16 protein-coding genes and 1 pseudogene are annotated in these 18,602 nt (G+C 56.5%); 6 read left to right on the top strand and 11 right to left on the bottom strand.

Translation table 11 applies throughout. The features are described from left to right. The 5 genes and pseudogenes from HF921_RS03025 to HF921_RS03005 form a co-directional block, all read right to left on the bottom strand. Positions 1-746: pseudogene (locus HF921_RS03025) on the bottom strand (glycosyltransferase family 4 protein); the annotation flags it as partial. An 11-nt stretch (positions 747-757) separates the two neighbouring features. Then, positions 758-1,138, bottom strand: coding sequence for a type II toxin-antitoxin system VapC family toxin (locus HF921_RS03020; RefSeq protein ID WP_215860704.1), 381 nt, complete (start codon positions 1,136-1,138; stop codon positions 758-760). Continuing rightward, positions 1,119-1,367 (bottom strand): hypothetical protein, encoded by a 249-nt coding sequence (locus HF921_RS03015; RefSeq protein ID WP_215892824.1) that lies wholly within the window; start codon positions 1,365-1,367, stop codon positions 1,119-1,121. The genes HF921_RS03020 and HF921_RS03015 overlap by 20 nt, the downstream gene beginning before the upstream one ends. 108 nt (positions 1,368-1,475) lie before the next feature. After that, complete coding sequence (locus tag HF921_RS03010; RefSeq protein WP_215860702.1) at positions 1,476-1,913, bottom strand: type II toxin-antitoxin system VapC family toxin; 438 nt, start codon at positions 1,911-1,913, stop codon at positions 1,476-1,478. Continuing rightward, positions 1,913-2,155 carry a type II toxin-antitoxin system Phd/YefM family antitoxin gene (locus HF921_RS03005; protein ID WP_064219469.1) on the bottom strand — a complete coding sequence of 81 codons (243 nt, stop codon included), beginning with the start codon at positions 2,153-2,155 and terminating at the stop codon, positions 1,913-1,915. Before HF921_RS03005 ends, HF921_RS03010 begins: the two co-directional genes overlap by 1 nt. A 494-nt stretch (positions 2,156-2,649) precedes the next feature. Between HF921_RS03005 and HF921_RS03000 the strand changes: the two genes are divergently transcribed. The 6 genes from HF921_RS03000 (at position 2,650) to HF921_RS02975 (ending at position 12,233) form a co-directional block, all read left to right on the top strand. Beyond that, positions 2,650-3,261, top strand: coding sequence for a DUF4214 domain-containing protein (locus HF921_RS03000; protein ID WP_215893278.1), 612 nt, complete (start codon positions 2,650-2,652; stop codon positions 3,259-3,261). Between the two features lie 27 nt (positions 3,262-3,288). Then, positions 3,289-7,926, top strand: coding sequence for a glycosyltransferase (locus tag HF921_RS02995; protein ID WP_215893277.1), 4,638 nt, complete (start codon positions 3,289-3,291; stop codon positions 7,924-7,926). Between the two features lie 80 nt (positions 7,927-8,006). After that, the gene (locus HF921_RS02990) at positions 8,007-9,050 is read left to right on the top strand and encodes a glycosyltransferase family 2 protein (protein ID WP_215893276.1); all 1,044 of its coding nucleotides are present in this window, start codon (positions 8,007-8,009) and stop codon (positions 9,048-9,050) included. Between the two features lie 124 nt (positions 9,051-9,174). Then, a complete protein-coding gene (locus HF921_RS02985; protein ID WP_226834302.1) occupies positions 9,175-10,788 on the top strand; it encodes a GxGYxYP domain-containing protein in 1,614 nt (537 codons plus the stop codon). 93 nt (positions 10,789-10,881) lie between these two features. Further along, entirely contained in the window at positions 10,882-11,613 is a 732-nt protein-coding gene (locus HF921_RS02980; protein ID WP_215892374.1) for an FkbM family methyltransferase, read from the top strand. An 11-nt stretch (positions 11,614-11,624) separates the two neighbouring features. Then, on the top strand, positions 11,625-12,233 hold the full coding sequence (locus tag HF921_RS02975) for a hypothetical protein (protein ID WP_215892375.1): 609 nt from the start codon (positions 11,625-11,627) through the stop codon (positions 12,231-12,233). Between the two features lie 3 nt (positions 12,234-12,236). Here the strand turns inward: HF921_RS02975 and HF921_RS02970 are convergent, their stop codons facing one another. From HF921_RS02970 to HF921_RS02945, 6 genes are all read right to left on the bottom strand, one after another. Then, positions 12,237-12,617: an HVO_A0114 family putative DNA-binding protein gene (locus HF921_RS02970; protein ID WP_215859931.1), complete on the bottom strand. Its 381-nt coding sequence runs from the start codon at positions 12,615-12,617 to the stop codon at positions 12,237-12,239. 255 nt (positions 12,618-12,872) lie between these two features. Continuing rightward, positions 12,873-14,855, bottom strand: coding sequence for an HAD-IIIC family phosphatase (locus HF921_RS02965; protein WP_215893275.1), 1,983 nt, complete (start codon positions 14,853-14,855; stop codon positions 12,873-12,875). Positions 14,856-14,897: 42 nt separating this feature from the next. After that, complete coding sequence (locus tag HF921_RS02960; protein ID WP_215892377.1) at positions 14,898-15,554, bottom strand: ABC transporter ATP-binding protein; 657 nt, start codon at positions 15,552-15,554, stop codon at positions 14,898-14,900. Positions 15,555-15,701: 147 nt separating this feature from the next. Further along, the gene (locus HF921_RS02955) at positions 15,702-16,499 is read right to left on the bottom strand and encodes an ABC transporter permease (RefSeq protein ID WP_215893274.1); all 798 of its coding nucleotides are present in this window, start codon (positions 16,497-16,499) and stop codon (positions 15,702-15,704) included. Beyond that, complete coding sequence (locus HF921_RS02950; protein ID WP_215892379.1) at positions 16,489-17,607, bottom strand: capsule biosynthesis protein; 1,119 nt, start codon at positions 17,605-17,607, stop codon at positions 16,489-16,491. The genes HF921_RS02955 and HF921_RS02950 overlap by 11 nt, the downstream gene beginning before the upstream one ends. 14 nt (positions 17,608-17,621) lie before the next feature. Next, positions 17,622-18,602: mannose-1-phosphate guanylyltransferase/mannose-6-phosphate isomerase (locus tag HF921_RS02945; RefSeq protein ID WP_215893273.1), on the bottom strand; the 981-nt coding region annotated here is incomplete at its 5' end.

Below are 18,602 nucleotides of genomic sequence, written 5' to 3'. Positions count from 1 at the left end.
GATACGCAGACAAAATGCGCCCCGGAACGCACATTGGCGGCCATCGCCTGAAAATGGCTGGCCTGATGAAAGGCACGGTCGGAGATGGTGTGGGGCATCAACACCGGAATGGCGTCGTGATAATGCACCACCAGCGCCGTACCCGGACTCACCCGCCCCGGGAAGGGGGTCTGGGCGACAAACACATCCAGCCCCCTAGTATCCAGCAGCGGATAACGGGAATGCGACAAAACCTGCGCCCGTTCGATGCCCACCAGATGCATGCGCCGCCACGGATAGGCACAGACCCGATAATCACTGCGCAGCACCTGCTCCCGGTCGGCGGCGGGCAGGCTTCGGCCGTAGAGTTCCTGCCAAACAAAATCGCGGAAATAGCGAGTCTCGAAGTGGCCCAAAGGAATACGCCCCAGCCCGGTCCACGCCGCATAACGCAAGCGCCAGGTCTGCCAGAGATTGTCCAGCCACTCTACGACATCGCCTTTCCAGTCCAGCGCGCTGCGACCCTTGAGGGACACCACCACCCGCGCAAAGCGATGCACCCGCTCCGCCTCCGACAGCGCCGCGTTCCTGTAGACCCCGCCGCGCACGCCGCGCTTGGACATTTGCAGCAAGCCGGACAACTCCAGCCCCGGCAAGGTGGACAGCACCCCATAGAGCAGACGGGTCTCCTGGGGGATACCGTAAAAGCCGTCCAGGGCGGGGCGCATTTCCATGAGGACGCGCAAATTGTTTGTTGAATTTTGCATAGGGATGATCGCTACCAAACGGTGTGAGGGTAATACTGCGCAATCAGCCGGTCTTTGCTCACTAACGGCCGTCCATACACCATCGCCTGAGCGACGATGAGCCGGTCAAAAGGGTCGCGTGTCCAACTCAGCGCCAAGGCCGACCTGCTGATCATCGCAAAGGGGATGGTGCATACCGCAAGCCCTATGGTCTGCGCCAACTCGGCAAATAACGTGTCCGGCGCCACCGTCACGACACCCTTCTCGCACAAATACTGAACCTCCAGCAAGGCCATAGGAGACACCAGCAGGTCATGAGTCTCGATAACGCGCTGACTCGCCGCCGCGAAACGCTCCACCACGCCGACGTAGAGCCAAACCAGAGCATGGGTATCAAGATAGGCGACTGTCATCACCGCCCTGCCACTCCGACGACCAGTCCAGATGAACGATGCTTTCCATATCGTCCTGCAAGGCTTCGGGATGGGGCCGGAGGCGCGCGAGCTTTCCTAAAACGGGCAAGGGGTCGCGTGGGACGATCTGCACATGCCGCCCCTTCCACTCAATTTCTTCTGGCTTGCCGGTACTGAGTACCCGACGCAGCACCACAAAAAGATTCGCCCTAAGCTGTGTCGCATTCATAATGCCCCTCCAGATGTACATTAACGCTCTGACTGTACGCTTAAAAATGCAAAGCGCAACCGGAAAGCGACGACCCGCAAATCAGCGCACGCGCGGAAGCCACACGCCTTATCCTTCTGTCCCAATGCCGGTGCTGGCAGGAAAATCCAATAGCTGCGCGGCCTTTACCATGCCCTGATCCAATGACAACAGCCGGGGACGACGGTGATTGTGGATGATGCCCAAATGAAGCGCGTCTCCTGCCCGTAATCCCGTAGCCGGGTCATGGAGCAATTGCACCGCTACTGCGCAATCCGCGGAACTGAGCGCCAGCATTTGAAAAGAACTCAACAGGGTGACCTCAAAGGCCTCGCGGATTGCATCGGCCTGCGCGATGTCCAACTCCTTCATCCGCACTCTGCGCGCCAACAGACTGGCAAACTCTACGCGCGTCCAGTCTGACGTGGCCAGAGCGCCATCAAGATGCCGCAGATGGCTTTCGACTGCGTCGCTGCTTTCTTCCGCAATAAACAACGGCGCAATGAAGCTGGTGTCCAGATAGACCATCAATAGCCTTCATCACGGATTGCACGGATCATTTCGGTGCTGGAACGCCGCATTTTGGGGAACTGTGCCCGGAATGCGGCCAGGGACGGCAGGGGCACCACCGGCTGCCGCACAGGAACGACACGGGCCACCGGTTTGCCGCGCCGGGTGATCACCAACTCCTCGCCCGCCTCCACCCGATCGAGCACCTGGCTCAGGTGCGCCTTGGCTTCGGCCAGTGCGATAGATACGACAGATTCCATATGGCGTCACCCTATCTGGTCATATAGTTGGTCAAACTATTATGGGCGTGATCACGTTAAGGAGCAATCTTCCGGTGCCCGGCAAGGAGCCGTGCCCCCAAAATTATCCTTCCCCAAATCCTAATCCATGTCGGCCATTGGGGCGGCACGTTGCCCCGCCAAAGTCCCTCTGTCCCTGTCATCCTAACACCTTGATCGGGGTAACGAATCGTTTTGTCACCAACTGGGCATTGAACAGAGCGTAGCAAATTAGCTACACGATTAACCAAATGTTTCTATTTAAAATAAATAAATTGGCGGGGTATGACATATGATTCTGTAGTAAATCACCTACGGTATAGATCTCTGCGCAAAGAATTCTTGCGGAACGCTCTAATCTTACATGCTGTAAACCATAAGAAAATAAAATTGGCATGGATAATGCTTAGGCTCAATGGTGTAATCCCCCGAGGCTTATGCATCTGGAAGTGGAGAGCACTCTCATAGGAAATCGCATGAATCTGTATCTCTTGCTCAATCTACCGGATGAAGCGTTTCTACCCGCAGCCTTTGAAAGCGTCGTTGGCCGCGAACCGGATGTTATTGGTCTTGCGCATTATGTTGAGCGGTTGCGCTCCGGTGCCAGCCGTGCGTTGGTGCTGGCGGAGATGCGAAGTTCCGCGGAGGGGCAGGCGCATGCCGCGCACGCGCCCGACCGTGAACTGGACATTTTGCAGAGGCGTTATCGCCGTGCGCGCGGCTGGCCATTAGGCCGCTGGCGTTGGATTTTCCTGTCACGTTATGCGGCAAGATCTCCGCGTGGGGACTTTGACTGGGCGCTCTGGTTTAGCCATTACTCAGAGGCGCGGAAACCGAAGCATGCTTCGGCGACGACGGGGCCAGAGACAGAAAATAAACTCGCCGCCATTGAACGGCGTGTCGATGCTTTATCCGCCGTACTGCAACAGGCGGCACCGTTGCTACGGGAACCAGGCGCAGCAGAGCAAGAGACCGTCTCCATACAGCAAACCGTGTCTAAGGCATATCCTCCAGCAGTACCACTGACCGAGGTTTCCTGGGCAGCACGGAGCATCTATGCGCAAATGCTGCAACATATATCCGCCTAGCCATAAATAATTAGGAAACACTCCGGTATGCGTATTGTCATTGACCTCCAGGGTGCCCAGAACGACAGCAGAAATCGTGGTATCGGGCGCTACTCTTTATCCATCGCGCTGGCGATTGCCAGGAACAAAGGTCCACACGAGATTCTCATCATGCTGAGCGCCGCATTTGCGGATACGATTGATGAGATACGTGCAGCTTTTGGTGAATTGTTATCAGATTCGGCGTTTAAAATTTTTAATCCACTGGGTCCGACACATACCGCCGATCCGCTAAATATCTGGCGACGGGATGCCAGTGAACTATTGTATGAGCATTTTCTCGCCGCGCTAAATCCGGATGCGGTCATTGTTTGTTCGCTCATGGAAGGGTGGGGTGACCAAACCATTTCGTCGGTGCATAAGGTAAAGCAGAATTATCTCATTGCTCCGGTGCTATATGATCTGATTCCCCTGGTGCAGCATCATCAGGATGATCTGGATTGGCCAGAGGCTACACTGGCCTGGTATTTGCGCAAGGTGGACGATTTCCGGCGCACGGATTTCGGGCTTTCCATTTCGGAGTCGAGCAAATCCGAGGCGGTCAGCTTCTTGGGTTGTCCCGCGGAAAAGATAACTAATATCTCCGCGGCAGTGTCAGACCTGTTTCATGAAGTGGTTCTTGAAACCGAGGAGATCGCCGCGCTCAAGGCACAGTACGCCATCGTCAAGCGTTTTGTGCTGACCTCCTCCGCCATTGAGGAAAGGAAAAATCCGGAGCATCTTATCCGTGCGTTCGCTCTATTGCCAAAGGCTGTACGTAACGACATCCAATTGGTGTTCATCGGTAAATTTACACACCCCGATTATAAGTATTCGCTCCTTGCTCTGGCTGCACAATCAGGTCTCGACGATAACGATGTGCTCTTTACGGGATATGTTCCAGACAACGACCTGGTTCGGCTGTACGCAGCCTGTGACCTTTTTGTGTTTCCATCACTGCATGAAGGATTTGGCCTGCCGGCCTTGGAAGCCATGGCTTGTGGCGCACCCACCATCGCAAGCGATACGACCAGCCTGCCGGAAGTCATGGGTTGGGATGAGGCGCTATTCGACCCCAATGAACCGCAGTCCATCGCGCACAGTATGGAGCGGGTGCTCACGAATGAACGATTTCGTCAGCAACTTATCCAGCACGGCTTGCAACAGGCCAAGAAATTTTCCTGGGACCGCAGTGCCCGACTTGCGCTGCAGGCGGTGGAAGCGGCACATGCCCAGTGGCAGACCCAAAACATGGGCGAATCCGTGCATGGACAGCCGCCTCGCCGTCAACGGCCACGTCTGGCCTATTTTTCCTCCCTGCGAGAGGCCAGGAGCGGCATTGCCGACTATAGCGCCGAATTGTTGCCAGAGTTATCCAGGTACTACGCCATCGAGGTGATCGTCGATCAGGAGGAGCCCGTCACGGACTCATGGGTGCTGGGGAATGCCACGCTGCGTTCTGTGGCATGGTTTGAGCAGCACGCGTATCACTATGATCGTATCCTGTATCAATTCGGCAATTCCGAATATCATGCCCATATGTTCAATTTGCTTGAACGCTATCCGGGTGTGGTCGTGCTGCACGATTTTTACCTGAGCGGTGTTCTTGGCTGGGTTTTGGCGAACCAGCAGCCCAGTGTATGGGATCGGGCTCTGCTGCATGCCCATGGCTGGCCAGCCATGGTGGAGCGCTATCGGGCCGAGAATCAGCGGGATATCGCCGAATTGATCGCTAAATATCCCTGCAATCTGCGGGTATTGCAGCAGGCACGAGGAATCGTTGTCCACTCTGATTGTTCTCTCCGAATGGCAAAGCAGTGGTATGGCGCGGAATTGGCCGCGGATTGGTCAGTCATTCCGCATTTGCGTGTTCCAGTGGTCGATATACCTCGTGCGCAGGCACGGACAGAACTCGGATTTACCGATGATATTTTTCTGGTTTGCGCCTTTGGCTTGCTGGGAGAGACCAAGCTCAACCACACACTGATTGAGGCTTGGGCATCGTCCGTATTGGCGAAAAATCCGCGTTGCCGATTGGTATTCGTGGGCAAACTGCCGGATGGCGGTAGCTATGGCGACCGATTGCGACGCTTGCTGAAATCCATTCAGGGACACATCACCATCACGGGTTGGGCGGATGGTGCGACCTATAAACGATACTTGGCGGCTGCCGATTTGGCGGTACAACTCCGTACCCAATCGCGGGGAGAAACATCGGGCACAGTGCTGGATTGCATGAATTACGGTCTGCCCACCATCGTCAATGCCAATGGGAGCATGGCCGATTTACCGTCGAATGTGGTGTATCGCCTACCCGAAGCGTTGAATGTCGACGCCTTGAGTGAAGCGTTGGAACAACTCTATGACCAACCGGCGTTACGCAGCGAACTGGGTCGACGTGCCGCGGCACATATTCGGAAGAATCACCTGCCCAGAAAGTGCGCTGCGCAATATGCCCAGGCGATCGAGCGTTTTTATGATGCGTCCGAGGAGGGCGCCCAGGGGCTGGTCAAACAGTTGCAATCACTGCCCCCCCCACCGCATCCCGGTGACTTGGTAGCCTTGGCGGAGCACGTGGCGCAGATTTACCCCCCACGTCGCCCAACCATACAGCAGCTCCTGCTGGATATTTCTGGGTTGGCCCGGCACGACGGTAAATCCGGTATCGAGCGTGTCGTGCGCAGCGTGCTGCAGGAATTGCTACGGAATCCGCCGGATGGATATCGGGTGGAACCCATCTATGCCACACCGGAACACGGTTATCGTTACGCCCGCAAATTCACGGCGCGACTCCTGGAGTTGGGAGATTTTTCACTCAGCGACGATCCCGTCTGCGCAACCATGGGCGACGTATTTTTTTCGCCGGACTGGGTACCGGATATCGTGCGCATTCATGAACCTGCATTATCCATGTGGCGGTTGCAGGGGATCAAAATGATCTTTATGGTTTACGATGTTTTGCCATTGACGCTTCCCGAAACGACGCACATCTCCGTACACGAAGCCCATATGCGTTGGCTGCTGACATTGGCGAAGATCAGTTCTGGCCTCATCTGCATTTCAGCCACCGTGATGGCAAGCCTCAAAGAGTGGCTCCGTTTATTCGGCCCGCAAACAGGTCATTCGATTCCATTGGGTTGGACGCCATTGGGGAGCGATGTGGTCGATCCCACAACCAGCGAGTCCTTTCATGCCACTTCCGAGCAGTCGGCGCAGTTGGCGGCCATCCGGCGCTTTCCGGCCTTTTTGATGGTGGGCACCGTGGAACCGCGCAAGGGTCATGCGCAAACCCTCGCCGCCTTCGACAGGTTATGGGCTCAGGGCATCGAGTGTAATCTGGTCATCGTGGGCAAGCAGGGTTGGAAAGTGGATGAACTCGCCGAGCGTCTGCTGACGCATCCACAGCGTGAACGGCATCTGTTCTGGTTGCAAGGCATCGACGACGACCTGTTGGAGCAGGTCTACGCGGCCAGCCGCTGCCTGATCGCGGCATCACTGGATGAAGGTTTTGGGCTACCGCTGATCGAAGCGGCACGACATAAATTGCCCATCCTCGCGCGTGATATCCCGGTATTCCGCGAGGTGGCGGGAGAACACGCCAGTTATTTCAGCGGACTCGCGCCGGAAGATTTGTCCAGGGCGATTGTGCGATGGCTGGAGCAAGAGCATGCCGGCACCGCCGTGAAATCGGACGCGATGCCCTGGTTGACCTGGGCGGCAGCCACCCAAGAGATGCTGGACGTGATCTTGAACGATCAGTGGCAAGACCTCTGGACACCCGTCAAGGATGACGACCTTGTGGCGCGGCACTGGGGGTCGGATCACCGCGTGATGACAGTCGTCGGCGAGCGTATCGGCACGACGATCCGGAGCACCGGTGTTCCAGGTTACCTGACCTATGGTCCCGCGAGATTATCGCTCAGGGTCGGGAGTTACATAGCCACCTGGACGGGCCATGTGGGGCTTGGGGGCTGTGACGATGGCGCGCATATGGACGTGAGCTACCAACAGGGCGCCAAGATGCTTGCTCGTGCTGACTTGGCGAGCCTAGCGCAAAATGATGGTCGTTTTACTGTTACCTTGCCGTTTATCCTGGATGAAGATCGGCATGATCTGGAGGTCAGGGTATGGGTGGGAGAAAGGAGCGACGTCTCTCTGGATAAATTGGAGATCCGCAAAGCCACATCTGAACCGGCGTTGAAGCCTCCGAGAGCGGTCGCAACCACCACAGCCATTCAAGCGACGTCTTTTCCTGCCCGAACTTATCGCTACTGGGCCACACACCCCAAAATGACCACATTCGCGGGGTACCCCGTTGGTCGCAGCGTGCATGCCACGGGAACGCAGGGATGGTTGCTTTCAGGCCCGTATGTGGAATTGCCCAAAGGGCGGTATCTGGCCACGGTCCGTGGCGCATCCCCGGCGGTCGGTGGTTTGGACGATTGCCGGATGGATGTGGCGTGGAATAAAGGCCTGGATATCGCTATCGCGCAGCCCCTCTATGCCACTAAAGCCGCGTCCTCCTGTGAATTGGGCCGAGCGGCTTTTGAATTGACTGCCTATGCGTCGGATGTGGAGGTAAGGGTGTATGTGGGGAGTGGGATTTCACTGCGTATCGATGGCATCGTCTTGGAGGAGGTGGCATGAAGCCCCAGTTTGTCGCCCGTTTTTTGGGGTCCGATGCCGCATTATGCACTGAAATCGGACAGCGCAAGGGACATGCCCTGGTGAGTACCGGACAGGCGGGGCATTTACTGTACGGGCCATATATGGCGCTGGAGCCGGGGCATTACCGAGTGGATCTGTACGGCAGCGCCGCCAGTGTGAGCGATGCCTTTGTGGATGTGTGTATGGAAACCGGTCAGCGCATCCTCGCTGAGCAAGGGCTGCAAGCGACGATGGATGGGCAGGAAGGCCTGCTGGTCGCGCTGAGCTTCGCCGTCGAGGCGGAGTGCCAGGATATGGAAGTGCGCGTTCGCGTGGGTCGGCACCACAAGATTCAGCTGGGATTGATGGAAATATATAAAGTTGCGGATTTTCCGAGAGTCGGAATTGTTGTGGTTACCTATGGAATGGTTCCGACACGACTGGTTGACTCCATACATTCCAAACATATGTGTGAATGGTACGTGCATCATCATGGTTCGGAATCATTGGTGGATGACATAACTCATCTCTTTGCGGAGAGGCGGTCTCATCTGCATTTCCACTGTGAAAATAGGGGGCTGGCAAAAAGCTGGAATGACGGAATCATTGAATCCACGAAATCCGGGAATGATATCACAGTGGTCATCAATGATGATGTTGAGTTTCTGCAGACCGGATTTGACGACTGGATTGAATTTATACTGACGCATAGAGATCATGGGCTGATTTTTTTGACTGGCGAAGAACCGCAGGAGGATGGCACAACGGTTGTCAGGCCGCAGGATTTCGCCTGTTTCAGTTTTGGGCTGCAAGCCAGAAAATTGGTCGGCGCCTTTGATGAAGAATTTACCCCGGCCTATTATGAGGATATGGATTACATAGTGCGTGCATCCTTGTGTAACATTTCAACGCATACCGATGAACGCATATTATGCAGACACGAAAGAAGCTCGACAAAAAGACAGAATGTGGAGATTTATGAGAAGGTATCTTACTTCTGGCAAAAAAATAGGGAGCTAATGATAACCAAGTGGGGGGATGCAACGCCGGGGGTTGGGACTTATTCATATCCCTTTGACGATGCAAAAAACAGCATATTCATTCCTTTCAGGGAGGCGATTTAATGATTGCCTCCATTGCGGCTTGCGGCTGATCGTCGTCGCGTGGGCCCTCGTAGCCCTTGGCGGATGCGCGTCGGCGCTCTCGCCCAGCATGTCCGCTGCGTCGGCCTCAACGAGGACGTCCGTTTTGCCAGCACATGTTCTTTTGCCCCAGATCAAAAGAACATACCCGACCCTCCAGCCGAAGATGCCACCGCCGGCCCGGCACCTGTATGTGGCGAATATCAGCGCACTCCCGCCAGATCAAAAACGGCTGCTGGTGACGCTACAAGGGATTGTCAACCGCACCCAGCCGCGTATTTACCTGATCTGGAAACCGGATGACCAGTTCTGGCTACGCCAGATGCAAAAACAGGGACAAACCGGCACGCCGATTCGGGTGAAACAGCCATTGTCGCTGGTACGGATTTTTCGCGGTGACATACGGGGCGCGGTGATCCCGGACCCGAAGGTGTATATCTCTCCGGACATCGCGGTGGATATTGCGGCGGTGGACCGCCTGGTGGTGGCCACGCCCGCCCTGGCGCGGCAACTGAATGTGCCGATCAAGGTAGATTTGCGCGGGCGTTTCAAGAATGACGCGGAAGCCCTGCGGTACCTGCGGACACGATTGGCGCCGCGGATGAATCCCTTTCTGTTTTTATGTTTGGACCCAGAGCTTTTGGCCGATGGCGCGGAGGATCAGATCATTGCCGCGCGGGGGATGACGTTTTGGGTAACAGGTCCCAGGGAACAGCGGAAGCCGGGAGCAGACATGGCCGAGGAAAAACAACAGATAGAAAAGCTCTTTGCCGCCACGCCGCTGGATGGGGTGGTGCGGGGCTTCTGGTGGAACGGCGACGGTGTTGGCCTCGGGGAAGGTGAGGGGGTCAAACTGGCGTCGGAATTCGGCAAGGTCACCGTGGTCAGCAATCATGTGCATAATCTTTCCGTATTCAGCGGCGTGCGGTTGGCGACGCTACGGCAGAAGTCCGCCCCACCTCCGCCACTGGATCGATCCAAGGTGTATCTCTCGCTGACCGTTTCCGATGGCGACAACTTGAATACCTGGCAGAATTTTTTCTGGCGTTGGTTCAAAAGCCCGTACCATGGCAAATTCGCCGTCGGGTGGACGATGGGACCGACCCTCATCGATGTGGCGCCTACGCTGGCGGAATGGTACTACCGGCATGCTGGACCGGAAGATGAGTTCATAGGGGGTGTTTCCGGTATCGGTTACATCTATCCCTCCGTCTGGGCGGAGCGCACGGATCATCCCCATGCCGCCCTGCAGCATTTTTATCGATGGACCGGGGATTACCTGCGGCGGATGGATATGCGCACTTTTCGTACGCATCAGGCTTTCACGCCGGATAATCAAGACGCCATGCAAGACATCGCGCAGGCCGCGGCGGCGCTCCCGCAGGTAAGATTTTTCATGCCCGACTACGGCTATGCGGGTGAACGGGGTTACCGCCGGATCACTTATTCACTGCCCAGCGGACAGGTGGTCTTTCGGGCAGCCACGAATTGGACGCTTGATAAGGCTGAGGAAATCCCCTACCTCGTCCAGCAGATTCGCGCCCATGTGGGCGCGACGCGCCCGGCGTTTATCAACGTCTTCGTTCTGAATTGGGCCATGGGTATGCACCGCCTGTACCTGCTCCTCAAGGCGCTCGGTCCGGGTTATGTGGATGTCACCCCATCCCAGTTGAATACGCTTTACCGTGAGGCGCATGCCGCGCCATCCGTCATCCGTTGATGTTCGCGCCAGCACCAGCATTGTGGTAGAAAGATAAGGCGACTCCCGGACGTCAGATGCCGTTCCTTTGTGGTGTATTTTGGAGGTGTCGTTGTGACCTGGATCTCTTACGCGCAGAACTTTGAAGATGTCATGCTGCTGCGCGCGCTCAAGGGCGTTCAGTCAGGCTTCTATATCGACGTGGGAGCGCAGCATCCACGGATAGATTCCGTCAGTCGCGCGTTTTATGACCGAGGTTGGCGTGGTATCCATGTGGAGCCAGTACCCGCCTACGCAGCCCTTTTACGCGCGGACCGTCCCGACGAAACGGTCGTCCAGGCCGTGCTCGGCAAGCAGCGCGGGGAGACCACCTTTTATGTCATCCGGGAAACGGGCTTATCGACCGTCATCCAAAGTATTGCGGAGGAACACGCGCATAACGGTTTCCCGGTGGATCGCATCGACGTTCAGCAAAGCACGCTGGCCGCGGTATTCAAAATGGCTGAAGGACGTGAGATTCATTGGCTCAAAATCGATGTGGAAGGCAGTGAGCCGGAGGTATTGCGTGGCTGGCTACGCAACCAGGTCAGACCGTGGATCGTGGTGGTGGAAAGCACGCTGCCGCTTTCCGACGTACCCCTCGATCCGGTCTGGGAACGCGCCCTGCTGCGACGTGGATATGGTTTCGTGTATTTTGACGGCCTGAATCGCTTTTATGTACACGAGAGCCATGCCGATCTGTCTGCGGCATTTTCACACGGCGCTTGCGTGTTTGACGATTTCGCACTCAGTGGGTTGGCTAGTGCCCCGTTCTGTAAACATCTGCTACTGGACCACCAGCACTAGGAGGTGCACGTATGTCGGAACGCGAAAAAGCGCTTACACCGGATCTACGCGGGTTGTTGACCTTGCCCAACGCGGCATTCATACCCGGCGCTTTCACCGCCATCCTGGGACGTGAACCCGATGTCGTCGGTCTCGTGCACTATGCCCTGTGTCTACAGCGCGGATCCAGCCGTGCCCTGCTTCTGGCTGAAATACGCACCTCTCCAGAAGGGCGACGGTATGCGCCCCATGCGATCAGTGTAGATCTGGATACGTTGGTCACCCGCTACCAAAAAGTACGATATCTGCCGCTGGGGCGCCTACGCTGGAAATTTTTGCCCACCTTTGGAATTGACCGCCAGGAACATGCTGGTTTTGATTGGGAACATTGGGCTACCGATTACGTAACACAGTTGATCAAACGCGACGCGCCCCCGATTCCGGATGCGTCCATCCATCCTGATCTCGCCAATCGGGTTGAGGCGCTCCAACAGCGGGTCAGCACATTGTGTGACGCCGTGCAGCAAAGTGATCTACAAGAATCCCCACCGCAAACGCCGCAGGTTGGGCCGAATCCGGCGACCGTGTCCTGGGAGGCGCGCGGTTATCTGCACCAATTGCTCAAGGCGTCCAGGGGGTGATGCTCAGACCAGACTAATCCGGTCATGGGCGCCAAACACATCAATATCCACAGTGATGCGGCGAGCAAGCACCTCGGGGATCTTTGCCTTTCCTTTCCCTTCACGTAACCGCACCAGACCACAGGCTTCGAGTTTATTCAGGGTGCGACTGACATTGGGTTCAGCACGATGCAATTGTCTGGCAAGGGCAGCAACAGACTCGGGATGCGTTTTATCGATCACAGCGAGCAATTCACGATTTTCAGCGGTCAACAAACGCAGCACGGCGCCGGCAGACTCATAAGATACTCCACCTGGACAGGGTGGGGGCGCTCGTTCACCACGGACAACGGCCAGCATTTCCGCTTTGAGTTCCCGTAGAGTCTGTATCTTGCTTTGCGTCATCTCATTTTTCCTCAATCACCGCGTGCGGAATATCCAGATCACACAACGTGCGTTCAACCGCCTCAAAAAAATCTAAGAAGCAGCTCCAACTGGTACTCTGGCAAATCGTACAATCCCATGGGGATAGTATGGCATGATTTGTATCTATTACTGAACACCTCTCACAAACGAGTGCATGGTGCCTGTTAAACAGCGATGGCAGGGGTCCTGCACCTCTCTGCACCCTTTACTCCTTACCGGTCTCCCGGCGCACCGTCATCCGCCCTCCGAGCGAATCCACGTTGGAGCGTCGGGTACCAGAGAACCCCGCCACAAAGAACTCCCTGCATCCTGGGTAAAGCCGTGGGCGGGCCAGAAGTCGCGACAGGCGTCATTGCGGCCGGTGGCGGTGAAATGCCCCACAAAATCCGCATGTCCACCCTCCTGCATCTGTCGCAACGCTTCGACCAATAAAGCACTTTCGATACCCAGACTAAATACTCGGCAGGATAGCACCACCTGTTCAATCCCATGGTCGCGCAGCAGGGCCAAAGCAACGAGGCCGTGATTGGTAAAGCGATCTTCGGCACGCGCCGCCAGCAAGCAGCCTCCAGAAGCCAGCCAGTCCCGCAATTCCGCATCGCTCCAGCGCTGGCCGGTGGTATTGAACTGATTGGTTCTGTTCAGCAGCTCCAGAGCGCGGGCATAACGGGAGTGCCCGACATCGACAATGCGGTCAAAACGCAGAGTCAGGCCCAAAGACCGCAGCCAGGCGTCCCGATCCATATCCACCGCCGCCAGATCCCGCGCCGCCTTGGCCTGGATCGAATCGGCGCGCAGGGCGGACTCCTCGCTGACGCGCGCCACCTGGGTTTCGGGGGCATGGAGCAAGACATGTCGCCAGCGCTCGGGCGCCCCCGTCAAAAAGCGCATCCGCGGAAAAGCCCGGCGCACCTCTTCGATCTCCAGGGGGTGGTCATCGATGAACAGGGCATGATCGGGCAGAATGTTGGTCGTGCGCAGAATCTGAGCGATGTTTTGGGATTTGGGCTGCCAGTTGATCTGCACGGAGCAAAAATCTTCCAGACGCAAGCGCTGACCCCACAGTTGTTGGAAGCGCTCGCGGGTCGGTCCCTCATCGTTCTTGCTGCAAATGGCCAGCAATATCCCACGCCGCTTGCACTCCAGCAGAGCCTCGGCATAGCCCAGCGGCCAGCCTTCGGTATGCTGCCAGGGGACGATCTCGTCCTCTTCTGCCAACACGCCGCGCCAAAGGGTATTATCCAGGTCGGTGATGATCAGTTTGACGGGGTCCTCCGCGCGCAACACCCGCATGGCGCCTTCCAGTCGCTCCAATATATCCCGAGCTATCCATTCGCCCTGCACGCTCAACGGCGATAAGCCATTATGGGTATAGTGGGACAGATAGCCGTCGTACGCACTGGCATCGCCGTAATACTGGCGGATATCGTTGATTTCCAGATAATAGCCCCGCGGCGACGCGGCCAGATGGTCCTCCAGGGCATCGTTGAGGCTTCTGACCAGGCCATACAGGGAACCCTGACGGTTACGTCCCAGCACGCCCGCCACCTGCGGAGGAGGTTCCAGCAGGGACACGAAGAACACCGGCAAACCCGGTGGAATGGCGGCCAATATATGATCCACCACCTGCTGCACGTTGAGGACGGCCTGCGCCTGAATCTGCCCCATATCCAGCTCTGGGCGCAGATGAAAAAGATCGCCGTCGCCCTCTTCTACCGACATGCTGAGGAGGGTGCGCAGGGTGAGATTGACAAGGACCACATCAAAGGCATCGGCAACTATCTGCCGATCCACCTCCTGCAAGCCCGAATCCATGAGGTAATGCCGCATGGACCACTCCAACTCCAAGGCCACCTGCAGCAAGCTCTCGGCAAGACAGGTGCCGAGCAGTGCGGTGCGGGGTTTTTGTGGCGGACATCGGCGCAGTTCATCAGGCAGCAAGGGGGACTGCTCCGGGCGCAAAATCGTTTTCAGGAAATCGCGGTGCTTTTGATGCCGAGCATAACGACGGGCCTCCGGTGAGCGCTTAAAGTCCCGCAGCACCCGAGGTCGCGTCCATCCGTGCTGCAACAAGTGCAGGTAATGCGCCTTGCCGTGATCATCGGCAACACGACCGAGGTGACGCTGATAGAGCGCTTCTACAAAATCACCATCCGAGAGTGCAAGCAGGGCAGGCTCCAGTCGGGTCGTAAAAGGCCAGTAATGTTTCAGTCGCATTTGGAAATACCTAATGGCACCCAAAAGCCCCAAAGTACCCGGTCACATCTGCTCATAGGTGCGGATGGCTTCGTCGACCGAATCGAAAAAGTGCAGCTTGCCATGCTGCAAAAAGGCCGCGTGATCGCAGTTGTTGCGGATAATATCCAGATGGTGAGAGACCAACACCATGGCCTTGTTCTCCCGGCTTCGCAGCTCCTCTTCACACTTGCGATTAAAGCGGATGTCGCCCACGGAGATGACCTCGTCCACCAAAAAGCAATCGAAATCGATGGCCATACTCAGGGCGAAGCTCAGGCGGGAATTCATACCCGAGGAATAGGTCTTGACGGGCTCGTCCAGATAGGTCCCGAGTTCCGCGAAAGCCTCCACCCCCGCCACGGTCTCATCCACGTCCACACCGTACACCCTGGCGATGAGCCGGGCATTGTCCCGCCCCGTCAGACTACTGTGGAATGCCCCGCCAAAGGCTATGGGCCAGGAAACATTCATTCCCCGGTGCACGGTGCCTGAATCGGGCGTGAGAGATCCACTGATGATCTGAATGATGGTGGACTTGCCCGCGCCATTCGGTCCCATGATGCCCCAACGCTCTCCGGGACGAACCCGCAAGGAAATGTCATCCAGCACCACCTGTTTGTCCCGGCCATGGCGGATGGGGAAGGTTTTATGGATATTTTCCAGAAGCAAGTCGTTCATAGGGTGTTGCCTTTCCTGTCATCCCAGGGAAAATGTCATGATATCGTTGGCGATGTCCTCCCGCCCTCGTCATTTTTAGCGGTGCTTATTCTCAAAGGTTTAGAAAAAAGCGTACCGTCTAAAACATTTTCGGTTTCCATCACCATCTCACGCCACCTTTACTCGACGGATGGCCACCCCTGAAATGGCCAGGCCAAACAATGTCATCCCCAACAACGCGAGCACGGTGTAACCCAGATGATAGTAACTGGGCACCGTCGGGCCAAAGTAGCCATGATGGAAATAATCCACCGCATCGATCAATGGAAAGTAGAGCAAATAATTCCGATAAGGTTCCGGCACCAGAAATGTGGGAACAAAAACGCCGCAAAACGGCAGCATCAAATACAAAATGATGTGAGACGTCTTTTCGATGGTTTCACTGAGTTCGGCAAGCCCCGCCATAATCAGCACAAAGCCAAAGGAAAACCAGATGGTCAATAGATAGCCGACCGCCATGATCAGTAGATTGCTCGGTAAGTGACATATTCCCACGACGATGAATATGGGAAAAAGAAACAGGAACACCGCCATCCCGCTGGCGAATTCCAGAAGGATGCGCGCATAGAGAATATCCATGGGCCGAATGGGCTGATGGTGCAGCAAGGATCGGTTTTGCTCTATGGCCCCGGTCACCCTCCCGGTACCATTTCTCCAGAACAGTAGAGTGGGATAGCTCACCGCGAGCCACTCCGCAGGGCTGATACCATAGGGATACCCAGAATCAATAAATGAGAAGATGATCATCACTCCGATCACAAACAGCGCCGGTTCGCCAATCATCCACAGCATGCCCAGCCCCTCTCGCCCGAACCGCGTCACCGTCTCGCGCAAGGTGAGCGCCCAAATTATGCGCCCCTGTAGCCGCAAATTATCCCAAAAGATCGAGCCGCTGTTAGCGGGCATGGTGCTCTCGAATCCCTGCAAACAGAATGCTCAGGACGCCCCAGACCATCAGCGACACCAGCAATACCGCCAGCACATCTTCAAAGCGCTTCGGTTCCTGCGGTGCATCGGGCAAATTCGGTCTGCTGATGGTTTCCAGATACAGTTCCTGCTTCTGTGCCGTAAGACGCGCCTGCTCCAGGGAGGTCACCGCCGCTTCCAGCAATTTCTGCGCGAGAAGCTGGTTGACGTTCAGGCGCTCATACTCGGTGTCTTTGCTGGCCAGCGATTGTTTGGAGCCGGTGACTTTGGCGTTTTCCGCCAGGATCTCGCCTTGCAGCGCCTTTATGGAGCTTTTCAGCACCGGTATCTGCGGATTACCGGGGGCGTGCGCGCGGATGGCATCGAGCTGGGTTTTTTGGGTGATGAGGTGATCCTGGAGTTTGGAAACCATGCCCAGTTGCAAAGCCGATTGGGCGGGCGGGCTGAAAACGCCGTGGCGGTTGCGGTAATTGGCGAGCGCCAGGGTGGCATCCCGCAGCTTTTGCTCGGCGGCAGTGACGTCTTTCTGCGCGTAGTACACCCCCTCGACTCTTGCCCTTTTATTGAGCCGGTTGACGATATTCTGACTTTTTTGCAGCAGGAAGGCGTTGATCTTACGCGCATCTTCGGCACCGTAAGCACGCACTTTGAGCTTGGTGATACCGCTGGTATTGTTCAGATTGTCGGTGACCATGGACTGGTAATAGCGCAAGAGATTGATATAGCTGCTATGGGGGAAAAACACGCCGCCGAAGCGATCGAAAATGTCGATATTATCGCTACCGTAGACTTTTTTGAGATCGTAGGCGTTGTTGAGGGCCATCATGGCATCCCAGGAATCCACATAGGCATGGATGGTTTCCGCCGCGCTGGTGGAGTTGCTGCCACCCAGCCCGCTCAGCAGGCTGGCGAGGCCGGAACTGCTGATGCGCTGGCTGGGGCTATAGACCACGAAGGCGGATTCGCTGATGTACACCGGCGAGGCAATGAGACCGAAGTACAGGATGGATAAACCCGTCGGCAGCAGCACCACGTAGATAAACAGCTTGTTGAGGTTCTTGACCCGGTTCCAGATGGATTGCGGCACAGAGATTCCTCTTATCAGCTGACTCTCGGAGCGGACTCGCTTTGCGCATCGGGTAGAGCCCGCCCATAGATATCCTCGAAGCGCACGATATCATCTTCGCCCAGATAGGCGCCACTTTGCACCTCGATCAGGTGCAGGTCTATGACGCCTGGATTACTGAGGCGATGGGTCTCTCCTGCCGGGATAAAGGTGGACGCATTGGTCATGATCAAGCGTTCTTCACCGCCCACATGGACGAGCGCGGTACCAGACACCACAATCCAGTGTTCACTGCGATGATGATGCATCTGCAAGGATAACTTTTCTTTGGGTTTGACCACGATGCGCTTGATTTTGAAATGATCGCCTTCCTCCAGCACCGTATAACTGCCCCAGGGACGATGGCAGGTAACATGCGTGTCGACGGCGGCGTGGCGGCGCGAGCGAAGAATCTCCACGATACGCTTGACGTCCTGATCGCGGCTTTTGTCGGCGACAAGCAGGGCATCCGGAGTGTCTACGATCAGCAGATCACGCACCCCCAGCAATGCCGTCACCCGGTCTGGGCTGTGTACTACGCAGTCCGTACTGTCCACGAGCACGCTGTCCCTAACCACCATGTGGTTGTTATGCGCATCGATCTCCATCAAGGCGCCGTAGGCGTTCCAGGCGCCCAGGTCATCCCAGCCGAATTCCGCGCGGATCACCGCGACGTTACTGGCCTTCTCCATGACGGCGTAATCGATGGAAAGATCGGGCGCCCCCTGAAGCGCCTCGTCCAGCTCGATACTGTCTCCGTTACGGCTGCTGCACTCCCAGGCAGCGGATGCCGCGGCGTACACTTGCGGAGCGTGCTCTGCCATGGCCTGCAGCAGCACATCGGCCCGCATGCAGAACATGCCGGAATTCCAGAGGTAATCGCCGCTCCTCAGGTAATTCGTGGCGGTTGCGGCATCGGGCTTTTCTACGAAGCGCACGACCTGATGCCCGCCATGAGCCAGCGCGGCACCCATCTG

Origin of the sequence: Acidithiobacillus ferriphilus, from assembly GCF_018854775.1 — a bacterium.
In the GTDB taxonomy this organism is placed as follows: domain Bacteria; phylum Pseudomonadota; class Gammaproteobacteria; order Acidithiobacillales; family Acidithiobacillaceae; genus Acidithiobacillus; species Acidithiobacillus ferriphilus.
This window is presented reverse-complemented; position numbering and strand designations above follow the sequence as displayed.

Excerpts from the sequence above, each read along its gene's own strand:
- HF921_RS03020 (WP_215860704.1), bottom strand. The coding sequence starts at position 1,138 with ATGACAGTCGCCTATCTTGATACCCATGCTCTGGTTTGGCTCTACGTC.
- HF921_RS03015 (WP_215892824.1), bottom strand. The coding sequence starts at position 1,367 with ATGAATGCGACACAGCTTAGGGCGAATCTTTTTGTGGTGCTGCGTCGG.
- HF921_RS03010 (WP_215860702.1), bottom strand. The coding sequence starts at position 1,913 with ATGGTCTATCTGGACACCAGCTTCATTGCGCCGTTGTTTATTGCGGAA.
- HF921_RS03005 (WP_064219469.1), bottom strand. The coding sequence starts at position 2,155 with ATGGAATCTGTCGTATCTATCGCACTGGCCGAAGCCAAGGCGCACCTG.
- HF921_RS03000 (WP_215893278.1), top strand. The coding sequence starts at position 2,650 with ATGAATCTGTATCTCTTGCTCAATCTACCGGATGAAGCGTTTCTACCC.
- HF921_RS02995 (WP_215893277.1), top strand. The coding sequence starts at position 3,289 with ATGCGTATTGTCATTGACCTCCAGGGTGCCCAGAACGACAGCAGAAAT.
- HF921_RS02975 (WP_215892375.1), top strand. The coding sequence starts at position 11,625 with ATGTCGGAACGCGAAAAAGCGCTTACACCGGATCTACGCGGGTTGTTG.
- HF921_RS02970 (WP_215859931.1), bottom strand. The coding sequence starts at position 12,617 with ATGACGCAAAGCAAGATACAGACTCTACGGGAACTCAAAGCGGAAATG.
- HF921_RS02965 (WP_215893275.1), bottom strand. The coding sequence starts at position 14,855 with ATGCGACTGAAACATTACTGGCCTTTTACGACCCGACTGGAGCCTGCC.
- HF921_RS02960 (WP_215892377.1), bottom strand. The coding sequence starts at position 15,554 with ATGAACGACTTGCTTCTGGAAAATATCCATAAAACCTTCCCCATCCGC.
- HF921_RS02955 (WP_215893274.1), bottom strand. The coding sequence starts at position 16,499 with ATGCCCGCTAACAGCGGCTCGATCTTTTGGGATAATTTGCGGCTACAG.